Here is a 19508-nt window from a genome sequence, read left to right as displayed (position 1 = left end):
AAAGTTCTAGTGTTATTCATTAGCAGGCTTTCCGATGGTTGCTAAAATTCCGCCATCAACGTAAATAATCTGTCCGTTGATGAATTTACTTGCATCTGAGGCTAAAAATATAGCCGTTCCTGCAAGATCTTCAGGATTTCCCCATCTTCCTTCCGGAGTTCTGCTGATGATAAATTCGTTGAACGGATTTCCGTCCACTCTTATGGGTTCTGTCTGCGACGTTGCAAAATATCCGGGACCGATTCCGTTTACCTGAATATTATGTTTCGCCCATTCTGTTGCTAAATTTTTGGTGAGCATTTTAAGTCCGCCTTTTGCCGAAGCATACGCAACAACGTTATCGCGTCCCAGCTCACTCATCATTGAGCAAATGTTGATGATTTTTCCGGATTTTCTTTTAATCATGTATTTCCCCACTAATTTGGACATGATGAAAGGTCCGGTAAGGTCTACATCGATTACTTTTCTAAAGTCTTCCACTTCCATATCAATTGCCGGAATGCGTTTGATGATTCCTGCATTGTTGACAAGGATGTCTATTTTTCCATGAGCAGCTTCCATTAAGGCTACTTTCTGAGCGGCTTCCCGTTCGTCGGTTACATCGAAAATATATCCGGTTGCTTTATATCCTTTGGAATGATAATATTCCAGCGCTTCGTCTAATTTTTTCGGTGTTGTACTTGTAATCGCCAATTCGGCTCCCGCTGCGGCAAGACCTTCTGCCATTGCCATTCCCAATCCGTGAGTTCCGCCTGTAACAACGGCAACTTTACCGGATAAATCGAATAATTTCATGTGGAAAATATTACTTTAGTTCGTTAGTTTTTACAGCATCCATATCGCCATAATCCATGTTTTCTCCCGCCATTCCCCAAATGAAGGTGTAATTGGAAGTTCCGACTCCTGAGTGAATGGACCATTCCGGAGACAGAACAGCTTCGTTGTTTTTCATAAAGATATGACGCGTTTCATGAGGCTGCCCCAGAAAATGACTTACCGCCTGTCCTTCTTCCAGATCAAAATAGAAGTATGCTTCCATTCTTCTGGTGTGTGTATGAGATGGCATGGTGTTCCAGACACTTCCTTCGTGCAGTTCCGTCATTCCCATCTGTAATTGGCAGGTTTCCAGTACGCTATTGACAATCAGTTTATTAATTGTTCTTTTATTTGCGTATTTTGTTTCGCCCAATTCCACAATTTCGGCTTCGTTCTTTGTAATTTTCTTTGTAGGATATGAATGATGAGCGGGCGCAGAATTGAAATAGAATAAAGTCTGTCCTTCGTTTCCGTTTTCAAAAACCACATCTTTGGCTCCTTTTCCGATGTACAGAGCTTCTTTGTTTGCCAGTTCGAAAACCTCGCCGTCAACAGTCACCTTTCCGGCTGCTCCTACGTTGATGATTCCCAGTTCTCTTCTGTCAAGGAAATTTTCAGCTTTCAAATCGTCTGTCGGTTCCAGCTTCAATGGGCTTTTCACAGGCATTGCACCTCCGACAATCATTCTGTCGTACATAGAATATACTACATTGATCTGATCTTCATTGAATAGGTTATTCATCAAAAATTCCCTTCTTAAATCCTCTGTTGTATATTTTTTAACATCTTCGGGATGATGGGCGTAACGAAACTCAGATTTTGTCATCTTCTTTTATATTCATTTTTGCGGTTTTGATAAAACCGGTTAAACATTGTGTAATCGATTGCATAAATCACACTAAAAACTTGTAGAAATACTTTCGGGATAAATATATAATTAATATTCAAATGATCAATAAAAATTTAATAAAATATTATAAAATACTATTTTTCAATACTTTAAATAATAAATTAAATCTATAATTTACTAAATTACGATCAAAAATTTAATGATTATTTAACCAAATATATACATCAGGAATTATCTAAAATTAAATTTGAAGATAAAAGTTGTTAGATTTTAACAATATTGATTTTGTAATAATAATTCAAAATAAATTTATTCTATACATATAATGCAGATAAAAATTATCACTGAAAAATTATAGATAAATTCAGGCTCAAAAAACTGATAAAAATCAGTAAAATGTCAAATTTTGTAGTTCTTGGTGATGAATTTGGGGAAATTTGAAGCTTGAAAATCGCTCATATTTTAAGTTTTTTTTAATTTATGTCATCATCAGAACAGAAAAATATGAACCCAAACCAAAAGACTATTAAACGAAATAATACACTGATTAACAATTATTTAATATTTAAAAATTAATTATAAATTACAGTAATTCTTTTCAAATTAATGAAAAAATAATATTTTTTTCTTTGCATATTCAAAAATAATATTAGTTTAGGAGCGATAATATTTTGAATTGAAAAATTACGCAATCGATTGCACTAAGGAAAGTGTATTTTTTCTGAAAATATAAACCACAAAAAACAGTAGAATACTTCCAAGATCCACCAATGAAGACAAAGATTGAAAAAAGACTTTCAACCAAAATTAAAACTATAAGGATACAAAATGGATAAAAAAGTACAATCAGTAAAGTGGTTATATCTAACTGTCTTTCTACTTCCTGTCCTTGCAATGGCTCAAGAAAAAGAAACGAAGGAAAAAGAAACCAAAATCGACGAAGTGGTTCTGGTGGGATACACAAAAGTTTCTAAAAAAGACGTTACCAATGCTGTTTCTTCTGTAAAAGCAGAAGCTATAAAAGATATGCCTTCTACTAATGCTGCTGAAGCAATACAGGGAAGAATGGCGGGAGTACAGGTTTCTCTGAGTGAAGGTTCACCGGGAGCCGATGTAGATATCGTAGTAAGAGGAGGAAACTCCATTACAGGGAGCAACGCTCCGCTATACATTGTAGACGGCGTACAGATGGATAATGCGCTTTCTATTCTTTCTCCGAAGGAAATCCAGTCGATCGAAGTTTTAAAAGATGCTTCATCCACGAGTATTTACGGAGCAAGAGGAGCCAACGGTGTTGTCCTTATTACGACGAAAGGCGGTCGTAAGAGAGCAAAAACATCAATTAATTACAACGGATTTTTAGGGGTAAGAAAAATTCAGAATACGATAGATGTTCTGGATCCTTATCAATACGTTCTCTATCAGTACGAAATATACAACAAAGGCGGTGTACAGACTGATATTGATGCATTCAAAGCGAGATACGGAACTTTTGCAGATCTGGAAAAGTACAAATCTGTAAAAAAGAGAGACTGGCAGGATGAAGTTTTCGGAAGAGAGGCATTCAATTTTACGCATAATCTTTCCGTAACAGGAGGATCTGATAATTCTTCTTTCTCCTTATCCTTAAATAATGTACAGGAAGACGGAATTATGATCGGTTCCGGATTCAAAAGAAATATGGCAAACTTTAAGTATGATTATGATGTTTCGAAAAAAATCAGCATCACATTAAATGCCAGATACAGCCGTCAGATGATCTACGGAGCAGGAACTTCTTCCACGGGTTCGCAAAGTACCAACAGACTGAGAAACGCCGTAAGATATCAGCCGTTTGAAGGTGGTTCCAATGTAAATGTAGATGAGTTCGATCCTTTATTTGCCAACGAAACAAACCTTGTAAACCCTATCCTTTTAGCGAACAGCGAGGTGAAAGAAAACGGAAGAAACGACCTCCTTTTAAATGGGATCATCGAATACAGAATCAATAAAGATTTCACTTTCAGAAGTGTGATCGGATATGTACAGAGAGATGAAATGGTGAATCAGTTTTCCGGACCGGTTACTTCTCTTGCAAGACAAAACAATGATCAGCCTGTTGTTTTTCTGAGCAAATCGCAATCCAGAAGAATCACGAATACCAATACGCTGAATTTCAGAAAAACTTTCGGAAATCATAAGCTGGATTTACTGGCAGGACAGGAAACCGTAAAAACAGATGCAGAATCCTTAACGATGAACATCAAATGGTTCCCGAAATCCATCAGTGCAGAAGAGGCATTTGCCAATATTCAGGCGGCTTCTCCTCCATCGGGACAGGTTCAGGATATTCCAAAAACAAACGTTTTACCAGATCGTCTGGTTTCATTTTTTGCAAGAGCCAACTATATTTTTAACAACAAATATATCTTTACTGCTTCCATGAGGGCGGATGGTTCCAGTGTATTCGGACCCGGAAACAGATGGGGCTATTTTCCGGCGGCTTCAGTTGCATGGAAAGTAAATGAAGAAAATTTCCTGAAAGACAGTAAAGTAGTGAGCGAATTAAAACTTCGTGCAGGATACGGTTTATCCGGAAACAACAGAATACCGGCATTTTTATACAGTACGTTTTTCACGACATCATCAGATTACGGGTATGCTTTTGGAAACAATGTAACACCGGGAGCTACAACAGGAGCGATTATGTCTAATCTTAATGTAAAGTGGGAATCGGCGGCTTCTAAAAATATCGGGGTAGATTTTGGATTATTCAACGGAAGAGTTTACGGAACGGTAGATGTTTATCAGACCGATACAAAAAACCTTTTATTGCTGGCTAAAATTCCTCAGACTTCAGGATATGAATATCAGTATCAAAACTCGGGAAGCACTTCCAATAAAGGAATTGAATTTTCTGTAGGCGCTGCGATCATCAACAAAGAAAACTTTAACTGGAAAATTGATGCGAATTTATCTTCCAATAAAAATGTGATCAAAAGTTTAGGAAACAGTGCTTCCGCAAGTGCAAATTCTTATCTATATCCTTCAGGATGGCAAAACAACCTGAACGATTTCCTTGTACAGGTCGGAAAACCGGTAGGAACATATTGGGGATACATTACCGCAGGAAGATATGAAGTAAGCGATTTCGATTATAATCCTACGACTCAGGTTTATACTTTAAAAGCAGGAATCCCGAGTTCTGCAGCAGCAGCAAACGGAGCGAAAGCTGTACAGCCGGGAGATCTTAAACTTGCAGACCTTAACGGTGACGGAATTATTGATAATAAAGATATGACGGATCTGGGAAGCGCACAACCGAAGTTTTACGGAGGTTTCAACCAGACCTTCCGTTACAAAAACTGGGATATGAGCCTAATGTTCAATTTCTCTGTAGGAAATAAAGTATATAACGCAAACAAAATAGAATACTCTACACAGTATCTTTACCGAGACAACAATATGCTGGCTGAAGTTGCCAACCGATGGAGATGGTTTGATGATGCAGGAAATAAAGTGAATGATCCTACCGCTCTTGCCGCCTTAAACGCCAATACAACAGGATTTACACCTCCTGCAGGAGCTTACTTCCTTCATTCGTATGCTATTGAAGACGGTTCTTTCCTGAGACTGAACAACGTTACAATAGGATATTCTTTAGGAAAAGATTTCACCAAACAATTGGGATTATCCAATTTCAGATTGTATTTTACGATGAACAACCTGTTCACGATTACAGGATATTCCGGGTATGATCCGGAAGCCAACACAAGAAGAAATCCTTTAACACCGGGAGTAGATTATGCAGCGTATCCGCGAAGCAGATTTATTTTATCAGGAGTTGATATCACTTTTTAAACCTAATATTATGAAGAAAAATAAATTTTTAGCCATTCTTTTTTCTGTCATCGGAATATTTTCTCTGAATTCTCTTAATTCCTGCGAAGAATATTTAGATGTAGAAAGCTTATCCAATACTTCAGAAAAACAGCAGTTTGATTCCGCAGCAGACACCTTTTCTGCTTTAGTCGGAGTCTATAATGCAACCATGGGAGACAATACCTACGGACAGAGAATGAACCTGATTCTTTCTCAATCCGGAGACGACATGAGAACTTCGGGAGATTATAACGCAAACGACCGAAGAGGGGTAAGCTGTTTCGGAGCCATTCCAACAAATACAGAACTTTTAAGACCGTTTTTAGATACGTACGCAGGAATTGAAAGAGCCAATCTGGTGATTAAAAACATTCCGCTTTCTCCGGTGTATCAGACGGGTTCAGCAGCAGATAAAAAATTAATGGACAGATATTTGGGAGAAGCTTTAACTTTAAGAGCACACTTCTATCATGATCTGATCAAAAACTGGGGCGACGTTCCTTTTCAGGATGTTCCTTCTGCCGATCTTCCGAGCGTGTATCTGCCAAAAACAGACAGAGACGTTATTTATGATAAGATTCTGGAAGATCTTTTAAAAGCGGAAAGTTTAGTTCCTTGGAGATCCGAAGGCGGAACCACCGCTCAGAGAATTTCGAAAGCAGCCGTAAAAGGATTAAGAGCGAGAATCGCACTGGCAAGAGCCGGATATTCATTAAGAAGAAGCCCGCAACAGATGATGCAGGGTTCCAATCCTCAGAAATATTATCAGATTGCTTATGACGAATGTAAAGACATCATCAATTCCGGGCAGCATCAGTTGAATCCGAGTTATGAAGGATTATTCAGATCACTGCATACCAACAGCGCAGATACATCCAACGAAGTAATTTATGCTATCGGAGCTTTCGGAGGAAACTCCAGAACAGACAGTAAAATAGGATATTACAACGGTTTAAGACATGATGATACCGACTGGAAATCTTCCGGAGGAATCAGCGCAATCCCTGTTTATTTTTATGAATTTACAAAGTATGACCTGAGAAGAGATGTAAATATTGCCATCTTCAGGGTAAATACTTCAAAGCAGGAAGAACTTCAGACTTCCATCAACTGGAACGACGGAAAATTCAGAAAATCATGGACTTTCATCACCGGAACTTCACAAAACCTTGGAATCGACTGGCCTTTGCTGAGATATGCAGATATTCTATTAATGTTTGCCGAAGCAGATAATGAGCTTAATAACGGACCTTCTGCACAGGCAGTGAATGCCGTTCTTTCGGTAAGACAGAGAGCGTATGCAGGAAATTTAAGTCAGGTGGGAACTATTCCGACCGACAAAACAGGATTCTTTAATTATATCGTTAAAGAAAGACAACTGGAATTCGGAGGTGAAGGTCTTAGAAAATACGATCTGATCCGCTGGAATCTTTTAGAAACGAAAATCAACGAAACAAGAGCTAAACTTACCCAGTTTATGAACGGTACAGGAGCTTATGCCAACGTTCCGGAATACATCTTCTACAAAAAAGTAGCCTATAACAAAGACAGAACAGCACAGCAAAACGTTTCGGATATCGATTTCTACACCGCAACAGGAGTTGCCAAAGCAGATATTTTCTACAGTCCGAACCAAAGTGTTGCAACGCCTTCCGGATATACAAAAGTAAACTGGAGACTGGCGATGACGCAGCCTTACATCAGTGGAGATCCTGTGAAAAGTTATGCCTATTATTTCCAGGCTAACAGAAAAGAATTACTGCCGATTGCTTTAGATGTAATCAACTCCAATTATAATCTTACGCAGGATTATGGGTATTAGAAAATAGTTCACATTCATATCAGAAAAATACAGGCTTCATCTCCAAAGTGGAGTCTGTATTTTAATCAAAAAAATTTCAATGAAAGCTTTCTTTTTTCTTAAAAATTTAAATTCTTTTTTTGCTTTTCTGATCGTATTGCTCAGTTTTCTTTCTTTTAAATCCATCGATAAAACCATCGTGGTTTCAAAAGACGGAAAAGGAAATTTCTCCACCATTCAGCAAGCCATCAATGAAGCAGAAAACGGATCTTCCGTAAGAACGAGAATTGTAGTAAAAGAAGGAATTTACAAAGAAAAAATTACCATTCCGGAAACAAAAGGCGCTATTTTGCTTGAAGGTGAAAATCCTGAAAAAACCATCATCACCTATGATGATTTTGCATCAAAAAAGAATCCGGAAGGAAAAGAATTCGGAACTACAGGTTCTTCAACGGTTTTTATTTATGCTAATGATTTTACAGCAAAAAATATTTCATTCGAAAACAGTTCAGGAAAAGTAGGACAGGCAGTTTCTGTTTTAACGACGGGCGACCGAATAGCTTTTGAAAACTGCAGATTCTTAGGAAATCAGGATACGCTGTATTTAAAAGGCGTTCAGGATTCATCAGACAAGACAAAACCCTCCAGAAATTATTTTAAAAACTGTTACATCGAAGGAACAACCGACTATATTTTCGGAGCCGGAACCGCTGTTTTTGAGGAGTGTATCATTTATTCGAAAGAATCGGCAAGCTATGTTACCGCAGCTTCTACTCCACAGGAAAACGAATTCGGATTTGTTTTTATCAATTCAAAAATAGAAGGAAACGCAAAAGAAAGTTCAGTCTATTTAGGAAGACCGTGGAGACCTTTTGCCAAGACCGTTTACCTCAATTGTGAAATGAATTCCACCATACAACCGGAAGGATGGCACAACTGGAACAAGCCCGATGCAGAAAAGACCACGTTTTATGCAGAATTTAACTCCAAAGGAAGCGGTTCAGATCACTCCAAAAGAGTATCATGGTCGCATCAGCTAACCAAAACCGAAGCCAAAAAATATACAAGAGAACAGGTTTTAAAAGGAAAAGACAACTGGAATCCGCTACTAAATTTTAAGTAAATATTCTAAACACCACAATTTTTATAATGACGGAATGCCCGATGAATGGGAAATTAAAAACATACTGAATCCTGAAGTTGCCAATGCCAAAGGAAAAGATCTGGATAAAAACTATGACAATATTGAAGTTTACTTTAATGATCTCGTGAAAAATATAACCGGACAACAATAAAAGCAAATAACCATGAAAACTTTTATTGAAAACAGTGATCTAATAAAATGTATATGAAATTGAATGTATTTAAAATAATAGCTGCAGCAGTATTCGTGTCCTCAAATTTTCAGGCTCAGACTTCTGTTATTCAAAAGATCAGAAACAATCCTAAATCTCCGTTCTCTTATGCAGAACTTGCAGTGAAAGAAGGCGGAAAATGGGAAGGCGACAAATACATCGGAGGAACTTTCAAAAACGTTCAGGAACTCACCATTCCGGAATCACATACCGATCATTCCACCTACATCAGATACGAAGGCATCGGTCTGGAAAACAACCAGATCGGATACCGCTTATATCTCGACTGGAGAAATGCCACGGATATTTTTGGTAAAAAAGTCAATACTTTGGTGTTGCCGGAAGTCGGACAGGATGGTTTTGAATCGTATCATCACGATGCAGCTTGGGGACAGGATATTCTGAAATCCGGACGCACCATCGGAATTGGTTCCTACGGAAGATATGATGAGCAGAATGATTTTGTTGAAACATTTAAAATCGTAAAAAGTACCGACGCGAAAGTGGTGAATGAAAAAGAACAGTCTTACGCAACCATCGAATACACAGGCTGGAAAACATGGGGCGATGCCATTGATCTTGCTTCAAAACTTACCATTTTCAATAAAGACCGTTTTGTAAAAGTGGATTTAAATCTCAGTAATTCTATTTCAGGGTTATGCACCGGAATTGTTGCCATAAAAAATATTCCGCTGAAACAGGGAATCAGCAAAAATAAAAAATGGGCTTACATCGCAACTTACGGTAACCAGACCGAAACCAAAAAAGACGACAATCTCGGAATGGCAGTCTTCTACTCTCTTGAAAGCTTTGATAAATATATAAAGACAAAATCTACGCATACCGTTGTTTTCAAGAAGACAAAAAACGTTTCCTATTACTTTTTAGGAGCATGGTCTCTGGAACCGAACGGTTTAAAAACAGAAGAAGCTTTCTATCAGGATTTAGATCAAAAACTGGAAATTTTAGATAAAAATAATCAACTTTAACGTTTACAATCATGAATTTCATTAATCAACATATCAAACTATTCACACTGGTCGCTTTAAGTTCAGGCATCTTTTCAGCCTGTGCGCAGACAAAAACTCCGGTTAATACTTCAATTCAGAAGCAATCTTCAAATTCCGAAAAAAAAGTTCCCCTCAATCTGAAATGGTCCGAAAGAATGATGCTGTCCGAAATCCACCGCTTTCCTGAGGCATGGATGCTGGATTTCAGCAAAGCCCCGAAATGGACGTATCCTACTGCCATTGTCCTTGATGGTGCAGAAAAACTGTATGCCAAAACTGGCAAAAAAGAATACTACAACTACATCAGCGAATTTGGAGAAAAGCTCATTCAGGAAGACGGAACCATCATTACCTATGAGCTTGATAAGTATAATATCGATATGCTGAACAGCGGAAACGTTCTCCTTTATCTTTACGAAAAAGAAAAAAAAGAAAAATACCTGAAAGCACTTCAAACCCTTCGTCTTCAGATAGACGGACAGCCAAGAACGAAAGAAGGCTCTTTCTGGCACAAAAAAATTTATCCTTATCAGGTTTGGCTGGATGGTTTATACATGGGAATGCCTTTCTACACGCATTATACACACGACTTCGTGAAAGGAGCCGATGCGGCAAAAGCGTATGATGACATCCTTTTACAGTTCGATTCTGTTCAGGAGCATCTTCTTGATAAAAAAACAGGTCTTCTCTATCACGCATGGGACGAAAGCAAAAAAGAAGCTTGGGCAGACAAAGAAACCGGACTATCGCAGAATTTCTGGGGAAGAGCAATGGGATGGTACGGAATGGCGATGGTAGATGTTCTGGATTATCTGCCAAAAGATCATCCCGGAAGAGCAAGGTTAATTTCTTACATCAAATCCTACACTGATGCCATCATTAAAGTTCAGGATAAAAACAGCGGACTGTGGTATCAGGTTTTGAATAAGGCAGGAGAAAAAGGGAATTACACCGAAGCAACCGCCTCATCCATGTTTGTTTACACCATCATCAAATCTGTGAACAACGGTTATTTGCCGAAATCCTATAAAACGTATGCTAAAAAAGGCTACGACGGAATTATTAAAAATTTAATCACTGTTGATGAAAACGGAGTGGTAAATTTAAATAAATGCTGTGCTGTTGCAGGTTTGGGCGGAAAACCTTATCGTGACGGTTCTTACGAATATTACATTAATGAAGAAATCCGTTCCAATGATGCCAAAGGAACAGGGCCATTCATTCTGGCAAGTCTGGAGTTTGAAAAATAATACTTAAAACCATTAAGTCATTAAGGTTAAATCTATCATTTTAAAACAGAAAACTTAAAGTATAGCTAATCTTAACTACACTAAACTCCTTAATAAATCTTAATGGTTAAAAAATGTTCTTATATAATTTCAAAAACTATCATTTGCTGAGTGAATAGTTTATGCTGAGCTTGTCGAAGAACCTTTGCGATCGAAAAATATGAAGTAAGCCATTAAAAAAAATCTTTCCGCTCATGGCGTTAAAATTTAAACCAGATTAAAAATCTGATTTATGAAAACAAAAAACATTTTAAATATATTTTCAATAGCCATTTTTTCCCTTGCATCAAATTATTTGAGCGCACAGGAAAAAAACTACGTTTCCGAAGTATGGACTGCCGATCAGGGAAAAAACTACAGAAACCCTGTTCTGTACGCAGATTATTCCGATCCGGACGTGATTCGTGTGGGAGATGATTATTACATGACGGCTTCAAGCTTCAATGAAACTCCCGGTTTGCCGATTCTTCATTCAAAAGATATGGTGAACTGGAAACTGGTGAATTATGCCATTCAGGATATTCTGCCGAAAGAACATTTTTCAACCCCAAAACGAGGCGACGGAATCTGGGCTCCGAGTATGAGATTTCACAATGGCGAATTTTATATTTACTGGGGCGATCCCGATTTCGGAATCTATATGGTAAAAACCAAAGATCCTCTGAGAAAATGGGACGAACCTGTTTTAGTAATGCAAGGAAAAGGACTGATAGATTCCTGTCCGTTCTGGGATGAAGATGGAAACGCTTATCTGGTTCACGGCTGGGCGGGAAGCCGTGCCGGAGTAAAAAGTATTTTAACATTAAATAAGATGAATCCGGAAGGAACAAAAGTGCTGGATAAAGGCATTCACGTTTTCGACGGTCACGATGCTCATCCCACCGTTGAAGGTCCTAAAATGTATAAAAGAAACGGCTATTACTATATTTTTGCTCCGGCAGGCGGCGTTGCTACAGGTTGGCAATTGGCATTGAGATCAAAAAATATATACGGACCTTACGAAGAAAAAATTGTGCTGGAACAGGGCTCCACAAAAATAAACGGACCGCATCAGGGAGCGTGGGTAGATACACCTTCCGGAGAAGACTGGTTTTATCACTTTCAGGATGTGGATGCGGGAGGAAGAATTGTTCACCTGCAACCCATGAAGTGGGAAAAAGACTGGCCTTTTATAGGAATTGACCATAATAAAAACGGAATCGGTGAACCTGTTTTAACGTATAAAAAACCAAACGTAGGACAATCCTATCCTATCGTTACCCCGCCCGAAACCGATGAATTTGATGGTGAAAAATTAGGACTACAATGGCAGTGGAGTGCAAATGAAAATATCGTATGGTCTTCCAAACTTCCCGGACAGAAGTTTTTAAGATTATTCTCCATAAAAGTTCCCGAAAGTGAAAACAACCTTTGGAACGTCCCGAATCTGTTAACTCAGAAATTTCCGGCTCCCAATTTCGCAGCTTCCACAAAAGTTAAATTAACGCCCGAAGATGCCAAAGAAGGTAAAACCGCAGGACTTTTAGTAATGGGACTGGATCATCAGTCCATCGTGATTACCAACAAACCGGATGGATTTTATGTACAGTTAAGAAGAGCCGAAAAAGCAGATAAAGGCGGCGAAGAAAAGATTTTATTTGAAACAAAATTAAAAAGCAACGAAGTCTATCTAAAAGTAAATGTAAACGAACCGAATGGTTTATGCCAGTTCAGCTACAGCGAAAACGGAAAAAATTTCATCAAAACAGGTGATCTTTTTCAGGCAAAACCCGGAAAATGGATCGGAGCCAAAGTTGGACTGTACAGCATTAGTACATCAAAGGCACCTCGAGGCGGATATGCCGATTTTGACTGGTTCAGAATCACCAAGAATTAATTTTCATTTGATTTAAAAAATCTGCGCCATCTGCAAGATCTGTTACCGAAAAATAATAATCAGATTCTTCACTACATTTCATTTCGTTCATAATGACAGTGTACATAAAAATTTAGTTAGAATCAATGAATAGAAAAATGTATAATATAGTTTCATTTTTAATCGTCGTTTTGCTGTTGTCGGGATGCAAATCTCAGAACACTACAGCAGCAAAACACGTTAAAAAGATTACCCATATTTATCTCATCGGAGATTCTACCGTGGCAGATTACACCGGAAACTACGAACCCGGAAAAGATTATATGAAAGTAAGATATCCCATTACAGGATGGGGACAGGTTTTTCAGCCGTTTTTTGCGAAAGACAGTTTGGCTTTTTTAAAACCTGCCATTTCAACGGACTCTGTGGAGATTATTGACAAAGCGCATGGTGGAAGAAGTACACGAACGTTTTTTCAGGAAGGAAGATGGAGAGAGGTGTACGAACATTTGCAGCCGGGTGATTATGTCATCATCCAGTTTGGACATAACGACAGTTCTGAAAAACATCCGGAACGGTACGTAAACATTCAGGGATACAAAGAATTTTTAAGATTATTTGTAACGCAGACGAAGCAGAAAGGAGCAAATCCTGTTATTTTAACTCCCGTTGCCAGAAATTACCCATGGAAAGACGGAAAACTGGAAAATGTACACGGCGAATACAGCAAAGCGCCCATTGAAATTGCTAAAGAAATGAACGTTCCGTATATTGATCTGAATACATTATCTATGGAATATTTTACCGGAAAAGGACAGGATTTTACCACAACTCATTACTTTATGAATCTTCCGGAAAATGTATACGAAGCCTATCCCAAAGGTCAGAAAGACAACACTCATTTTCAGCCAGAAGGAGCAAAAGTAGTAGCATCCATTGTTTATCAGGAATTTAAAAAAATAATTAAAACTCAAAAATAATAAAATGAAGAAGACTTTTAAAGTGATCGGTTTAGCAGCAGCAATGCTATTTTCAGGGCAAATCTGTGCTCAGAATTCTGATATTTATAAAAATATTGAGTTTAAAATGCCGCAGGTTGCAGAAACTTCTTTTGCAGCCAACACCGTTTCCATCACACAATACGGCGGAATTGCGGGCGGAAATGTAAAAAATACGGAAGCTTTTAAAAAAGCAATCGAAGATCTGAGCAAAAAAGGAGGCGGAAAATTAGTCGTTCCCCGCGGAATGTGGCTTACAGGTCCCATCGTCTTGAAAAGCAATATCAATCTTCATGTAGAGGAAGGTGCGATGATTATTTTCAGTAAAGATAAAAATGATTATCCGTTGGTAGATGTAAGTTTCGAAGGATTGAATACAACGCGTTGCCAGTCTCCGATTTCGGCAAAAAATGCAACAAATATTGCCATTACAGGAAAAGGAATAATCGACGGAAGCGGTGATGCATGGAGAGCCATCAAAAAAAGCAAAGTGTCTGAATCTGAATGGAAAGAAATTGTAAAATCCGGCGGAATTGTATCTTCGGACGGCAAAAACTGGTATCCTTCGGAAAGCTATAAAAAAGGATTGGAAAGCAGCTCCAACTTCAATGTTCCCGACAAGATTTCCAAAGACGAACTGATTACGGTGAAAGATTTTCTCCGTCCGGTAATGGTAAGTCTGGTGGAATGCGACAAAGTTTTGCTGGACGGACCGACATTCCAGAATTCTCCGGCATGGAATCTTCATCCTTTGATGTGTTCCAATGTTATTTTAAGGAATCTTACCATCCGAAATCCATGGTTTTCACAAAATGGAGACGGCGTGGATCTGGAATCCTGCAAAAACGTTCTGATCTATGACAATACGTTTGATGTAGGAGACGATGCCATCTGTATAAAATCCGGAAAAGACAAAGACGGAAGAAAAAGAGGAATGCCGACTGAAAATGTTATCATTAAAAACAATATTGTGTACCACGGTCATGGAGGTTTCGTTATTGGCAGTGAAATGTCGGGCGGAGCAAGAAATATCCACGTTTCAGATTGTACTTTCATCGGAACAGATATCGGGCTCCGTTTCAAAACCACTCGCGGAAGAGGAGGAATTGTGGAAAATATTTACATTAAAAATATTGATATGATTAATATTCCGACTCAGGTGATCGGTTTCAATATGTTCTACGAAGGCGCATCTCCGGTTCTGGAAGACGGACAGAAACAGGAAGGCAACAAAGCTCCGGAAAAAGTATATCCCGTAACGGAAGAAACGCCGGTTTTCAGAAATATTTTCTTTAAAAACATTACAGCAACCAATTCCGATGAAGCGATTACCTTATTCGGTTTAGCTGAAATGAATCTTAAAAATATTGTGATTGAAGATTCTCAGTTTGATACCCGAAAAGCTTTAACCATAGTAGATGCAGACGGAATTCAGTTAAAAAATGTAAAGCTGAAATATTCCGAAGGAACGGGAGCAACGATCTACAACAGCAAAAACATCAATCTTTCAACCGTGAAGTTTGATTCTGCAAATAAACCTGTTGTAAAAGTGTTAGGAAATAAAACAGGTGCAGTCTTATTACCAAAAGAAATTACGTCCGATAAAAATGCACTTTCTATCGGAACGGATGTATCGAAAAATGCAGTTAAATAGTGTATCAATAATTTAAACCATTAAAATCAATTAAGCTGTTAAGACAGGTAATATCGCTTTATTTTAAGATAAAATCATACTGATTTTCTTAATAAAACTTAACCTCTTCAATCTCCTTAATGGTTTAAAATTTAAAATTTGACAACATGATTTTTAACCGAAAACATACTTATATTTCTATTTTTTTTATGGGGACAATGGCATTCGGACAGGTAAATCGACCGAATGCTACTCCCTATACCAACGAAGGAACATTCGAAAAATTCAAAAAAAAATATCCGTTCGTAACTCCGATTGACCGTCCGGTTCCTCAAAATATCGGGATTGATAAAGACGCAGAATATAAAAACATCAACGGAATTTCTTTGAAAGCAGATGTGTATTATCCTTTAGATCAGAACAAAAAATATCCGGGAATTGCGATGGTTCACGGTGGCGGATGGATTTCAGGAAGTAAGGAAAACGAAAAATTCATGGCAATTGAACTGGCTTCAAAAGGTTATGTGGTGATTGCTATCGGTTATCGTCTCGCTGATGTTGCAAAATTTCCTGCCGGAGTGGAAGACATCGAAACCGGAATTCAATGGCTGAAGAAAAACAGTAAAAAATATTCTTTAGACCGAAAGAAAATAGCGGTTCTGGGAGAATCTGCCGGAGCGCAGATCGCCACTTTGGTCGGTGTAAAATCAAAAAATAAAATTCAGGCAATTGTAAATGTAGACGGCATTGTTTCCTTTATTCATCCCGAAGCGGAAGAAAGTACCTATGCTTCCTATTGGCTGAACGGAGACAGAGAAAGCAATTTAAAAAACTGGACAGCCGCTTCTCCCTTAGAATTTGTGGATAAAAATACCCCTCCTACTCTTTTCATCAACAGTTCGCAGACAAGATTTCATGCCGGAAGAGATGATATGATGAAAAAACTGAAGAGTTATAACATTCCGACAGAGTTTCATGAGATTAAAGATACACCACACTCCTTTTGGTCGGCAGAACCATGGTTCACGGAAACACTGAATTTGACATTGGATTTTTTAGATAAAGTTTTGAAATAGTGATCTTAAACGCAAAGTTTTTATTAATAGATATGTTAAATTTTAAGGAGCAAAGATGAATCAACAAGTTGATTTTATGACACTATCTTCATGGCTTCGCGAAACAAATTTTATTTGACTTTACTCCCTAAAAATTATGAGGCTTTATAAAAATCTTTGCGTCAAAAAAATAATTCAAACTATGAAAAAATTATTTTTAACCCTTCTCATTTCGATGGCAAATTTGCTGTTTGCAGGAAATGATCCGTACATCAAAATTACCGTTTCAAAAGACGGAAGCGGAGATTTCACCTCCATTCAGAAAGCTATTAATTCCATCAGAGATTTAGGACCGGAAGAAGCTTTGATCTTGATAAAATCCGGAACGTATCATGAAAAAGTGGTGATTCCTTCTTCAAAACATAAAATTACGCTGGAAGGCGAAAATAAAGACAATACCATAATTACCAACAATGATTTTTCAGGAAAACCGGATTCTTTCAATGAAAAGATGACCACGTTTAATTCTTATACGTTATTGGTGATGGGAGATGACATAAAAATCAGCAATATAACGATTCAGAATACTTCCTGTAATGAAGGACAGGCGGTTTCCCTTCATGTGGAAGGTGACCGTTTTATCATTAAAAATTCGATTATTTCAGGTTGTCAGGACACCGTTTATGCCGCAACCAATCACAGCAGACAGTATTTTGAAAACTGTTTGATCGAAGGAACCACTGATTTTATTTTCGGACAGGCAACCGTTGTTTTTAAGAACTGTACAATTAAAAGTTTAGCCGATTCGTTCATCACTGCAGCCGCAACGGAAGCAGACAGAAAGTATGGTTTCGTGTTTTTCGACTGTACATTAACTGCGAAAGAAGACATTACAAAAGTGTATTTAGGCAGACCTTGGAGACCTTATGCAAAAACGGTTTTCATCAATACTGAAATGGGAAAACATATTCTTCCCGAAGGCTGGAATCCGTGGAAAGGCGACAAAATGTTTCCTGATAAAGAAAAAACAGCCTATTACGCGGAATTCGGGAGTAAAGGAGAAGGCGGAAACACTTCGAAGCGCGTAAACTGGTCGCACCAGCTCACAAAAAAAGATCTGAAAAATTATACGCCGGAAAAAATTTTTGATGGCTGGAATCCTCAACATAAGTAATGAGTAATTAATAATGAGTAATGATTACCATTCGCTAAATCGACATAGGAAAATGGAGCGTTAAGAAAATTAATTCTGTGAACGTTAAGAAAATTCTATTGTTTGAGCGCGACCAAAATACTGAATAAAAAGACAAACATCAAATTCGCGCGAGTTCTAGGATTTTTAGTGAATAGAAATAATTTTTAGCGGAAGTTTCCAGGTCTTGAACTTTTGATTCTTTTGTTTCCAAGACAAAAGAATATAAATTAAAAAATTTATTTAAAATGAAAAAAATACTTTTAATCTTTAGCATAGCCGTTTCAACTTTAATTATGGCTCAGCAAAAGCCAATCCTTTTCTTAATTGGAGATTCTACCATGGCTAATAAAGAAAATCCGGACAAAAATCCGGAACACGGATGGGGACAGGTTTTGCCTCAGTTTTTAACCAACGGAATTGAAATTCAGAATCATGCGGTGAACGGAAGAAGCTCCAAAAGTTTCAGAACGGAAGGACGATGGGATCAGGTGGAAAAACAACTGAAAAAAGGAGATTTCGTCATTATACAGTTTGGTCATAATGATCAGAAAATCAAAGATTCTACAAAGTTTACCAATCCTTACACACAGTACAGAGCGAATCTTGAACGATATGTGAATGAAGCCAGAGCGAAAGGGGCGATTCCTGTTCTGATGACTTCTATTGTAAGAAGAAACTTCAACGAAAACGGAGTTTTGATCGATACGCACAAGGAATATCCTCTGGTTGTAAGAATGGTCGCAAATGATCTGAAAGTTCCTTTTGTGGATATGCAGTTGTTAACAGAACAGATGGAAATTTCTTACGGCTCCGAAAATTCAAAAAAACTTCATCTGTATTATAAAGAAGGCGAAGATCCGTATTATCCCAAAGGAAAAGAAGATGACACGCATTTATCGAAATTGGGAGCGGAAACGGTTGCAAAATTAGCCGCGAAAAATTTAAAGATGTTAAAAATAGGATTGGAAAGATATATTAAATAAAGTTTCCCACTTAATTAAGAGAATCTTTACGGACAAAAACCTTTTAAAGATCTGCTCAATCAGCAAAATCTGCGCGAGAACAACATAAAATCAATCAATACATTAGATTTCTTCTTCGTCGAAATGACATGATGTAAAAATTAGTTATAATAATTAAAAAGTAATAAGATGAAATTCAAAAAAGAGGCTTTCTTCGATGGGAATTCTGAATGGGAAAATTTGGGAGACGGCGTTTCCAGACAGTTTGTCGGATATAACTCTCAGGTCATGATGGTGATTGTACAATTTGAGAAAAATGCTATCGGTGCATTACATAATCATTTTCATTCTCAGATCACCTATGTTGCTGAAGGAAAATTTGAAGTCACAGTTGATGGTGAAATGAAAATTTTACAGAAAGGCGACGGATTTTTTGCCCAGCCCAATATTTTTCACGGCGTGAAATGTCTCGAAGCGGGAAAACTGATTGATTCGTTTGCTCCTTTCAGAGAAGATTTCATCAAAGATAAGTTTTAAGGCTCCATTTTATTTTTTAAATCCCATTTTTAAAAATAACACAACCAACTGTTTATCAGTTAAATAATACATATACCAAACAGCTAATATTTTTTCCCGAAGATTTTCCGGTTCAGGAGATTTAAATTTCTTACACCGGATCATCTTTGGGATTTTTAATTTACAATTCAGCATCAAGTAAATTTTAAACATTAAATAAAATGCAACCGATTAACCAAATAAAATAAATAACATTATAATTATATAAATATAGATATGTTAAAATATAAATTATTTGTTTACCGTATTTGT

Annotated in this window: 15 protein-coding genes; 13 read left to right on the top strand and 2 right to left on the bottom strand. The window is 37.6% G+C overall.

The window, feature by feature from the left end; translation table 11 throughout:
- Positions 1-12 precede the first annotated feature (12 nt).
- Positions 13-795, bottom strand: coding sequence for a gluconate 5-dehydrogenase (locus B0E34_RS09100; protein ID WP_087708877.1), 783 nt, complete (start codon positions 793-795; stop codon positions 13-15).
- 10 nt (positions 796-805) lie between these two features.
- Complete coding sequence (gene kduI / locus B0E34_RS09095; protein WP_087708875.1) at positions 806-1642, bottom strand: 5-dehydro-4-deoxy-D-glucuronate isomerase; 837 nt, start codon at positions 1640-1642, stop codon at positions 806-808.
- An 852-nt stretch (positions 1643-2494) separates the two neighbouring features.
- Between kduI and B0E34_RS09090 the strand changes: the two genes are divergently transcribed.
- The 13 genes from B0E34_RS09090 to B0E34_RS09035 all read left to right on the top strand — a co-directional run bounded on the left by B0E34_RS09090 (position 2495) and on the right by B0E34_RS09035 (position 19217).
- Entirely contained in the window at positions 2495-5506 is a 3012-nt protein-coding gene (locus B0E34_RS09090; protein WP_087708873.1) for a SusC/RagA family TonB-linked outer membrane protein, read from the top strand.
- A gap of 10 nt (positions 5507-5516) precedes the next feature.
- Positions 5517-7349 (top strand): RagB/SusD family nutrient uptake outer membrane protein, encoded by a 1833-nt coding sequence (locus B0E34_RS09085; RefSeq protein WP_087708999.1) that lies wholly within the window; start codon positions 5517-5519, stop codon positions 7347-7349.
- A gap of 79 nt (positions 7350-7428) precedes the next feature.
- Complete coding sequence (locus B0E34_RS09080) at positions 7429-8451, top strand: pectinesterase family protein (protein WP_087708871.1); 1023 nt, start codon at positions 7429-7431, stop codon at positions 8449-8451.
- A 34-nt stretch (positions 8452-8485) separates the two neighbouring features.
- Positions 8486-8623: a hypothetical protein gene (locus tag B0E34_RS21030; protein ID WP_185117449.1), complete on the top strand. Its 138-nt coding sequence runs from the start codon at positions 8486-8488 to the stop codon at positions 8621-8623.
- Between the two features lie 53 nt (positions 8624-8676).
- Complete coding sequence (locus B0E34_RS09075; protein WP_087708997.1) at positions 8677-9672, top strand: DUF4861 family protein; 996 nt, start codon at positions 8677-8679, stop codon at positions 9670-9672.
- Between the two features lie 11 nt (positions 9673-9683).
- Entirely contained in the window at positions 9684-10943 is a 1260-nt protein-coding gene (locus B0E34_RS09070; RefSeq protein WP_087708869.1) for a glycoside hydrolase family 88/105 protein, read from the top strand.
- A 271-nt stretch (positions 10944-11214) separates the two neighbouring features.
- Positions 11215-12858 carry a glycoside hydrolase family 43 protein gene (locus B0E34_RS09065; RefSeq protein ID WP_087708867.1) on the top strand — a complete coding sequence of 548 codons (1644 nt, stop codon included), beginning with the start codon at positions 11215-11217 and terminating at the stop codon, positions 12856-12858.
- Positions 12859-12983: 125 nt separating this feature from the next.
- Entirely contained in the window at positions 12984-13817 is an 834-nt protein-coding gene (locus tag B0E34_RS09060) for a rhamnogalacturonan acetylesterase (RefSeq protein ID WP_087708865.1), read from the top strand.
- A gap of 4 nt (positions 13818-13821) precedes the next feature.
- Positions 13822-15489 (top strand): glycoside hydrolase family 28 protein, encoded by a 1668-nt coding sequence (locus B0E34_RS09055; RefSeq protein ID WP_087708863.1) that lies wholly within the window; start codon positions 13822-13824, stop codon positions 15487-15489.
- Positions 15490-15635: 146 nt separating this feature from the next.
- A complete protein-coding gene (locus B0E34_RS09050) occupies positions 15636-16544 on the top strand; it encodes an alpha/beta hydrolase (protein WP_087708861.1) in 909 nt (302 codons plus the stop codon).
- Positions 16545-16725: 181 nt separating this feature from the next.
- Positions 16726-17697, top strand: coding sequence for a pectinesterase family protein (locus tag B0E34_RS09045; protein WP_087708859.1), 972 nt, complete (start codon positions 16726-16728; stop codon positions 17695-17697).
- 266 nt (positions 17698-17963) lie between these two features.
- Complete coding sequence (locus B0E34_RS09040) at positions 17964-18701, top strand: rhamnogalacturonan acetylesterase (RefSeq protein ID WP_087708858.1); 738 nt, start codon at positions 17964-17966, stop codon at positions 18699-18701.
- A gap of 168 nt (positions 18702-18869) precedes the next feature.
- Positions 18870-19217 carry a cupin domain-containing protein gene (locus B0E34_RS09035; RefSeq protein ID WP_087708856.1) on the top strand — a complete coding sequence of 116 codons (348 nt, stop codon included), beginning with the start codon at positions 18870-18872 and terminating at the stop codon, positions 19215-19217.
- The last annotated feature ends 291 nt before the right edge of the window (positions 19218-19508 follow it).

This window comes from Chryseobacterium mucoviscidosis (genome assembly GCF_002177115.1).
Taxonomy (GTDB): Bacteria; Bacteroidota; Bacteroidia; order Flavobacteriales; family Weeksellaceae; genus Chryseobacterium; species Chryseobacterium mucoviscidosis.
The sequence above is the reverse complement of the archived record's forward strand: the minus strand, read 5'-3'. Positions and strand labels throughout refer to the sequence as shown.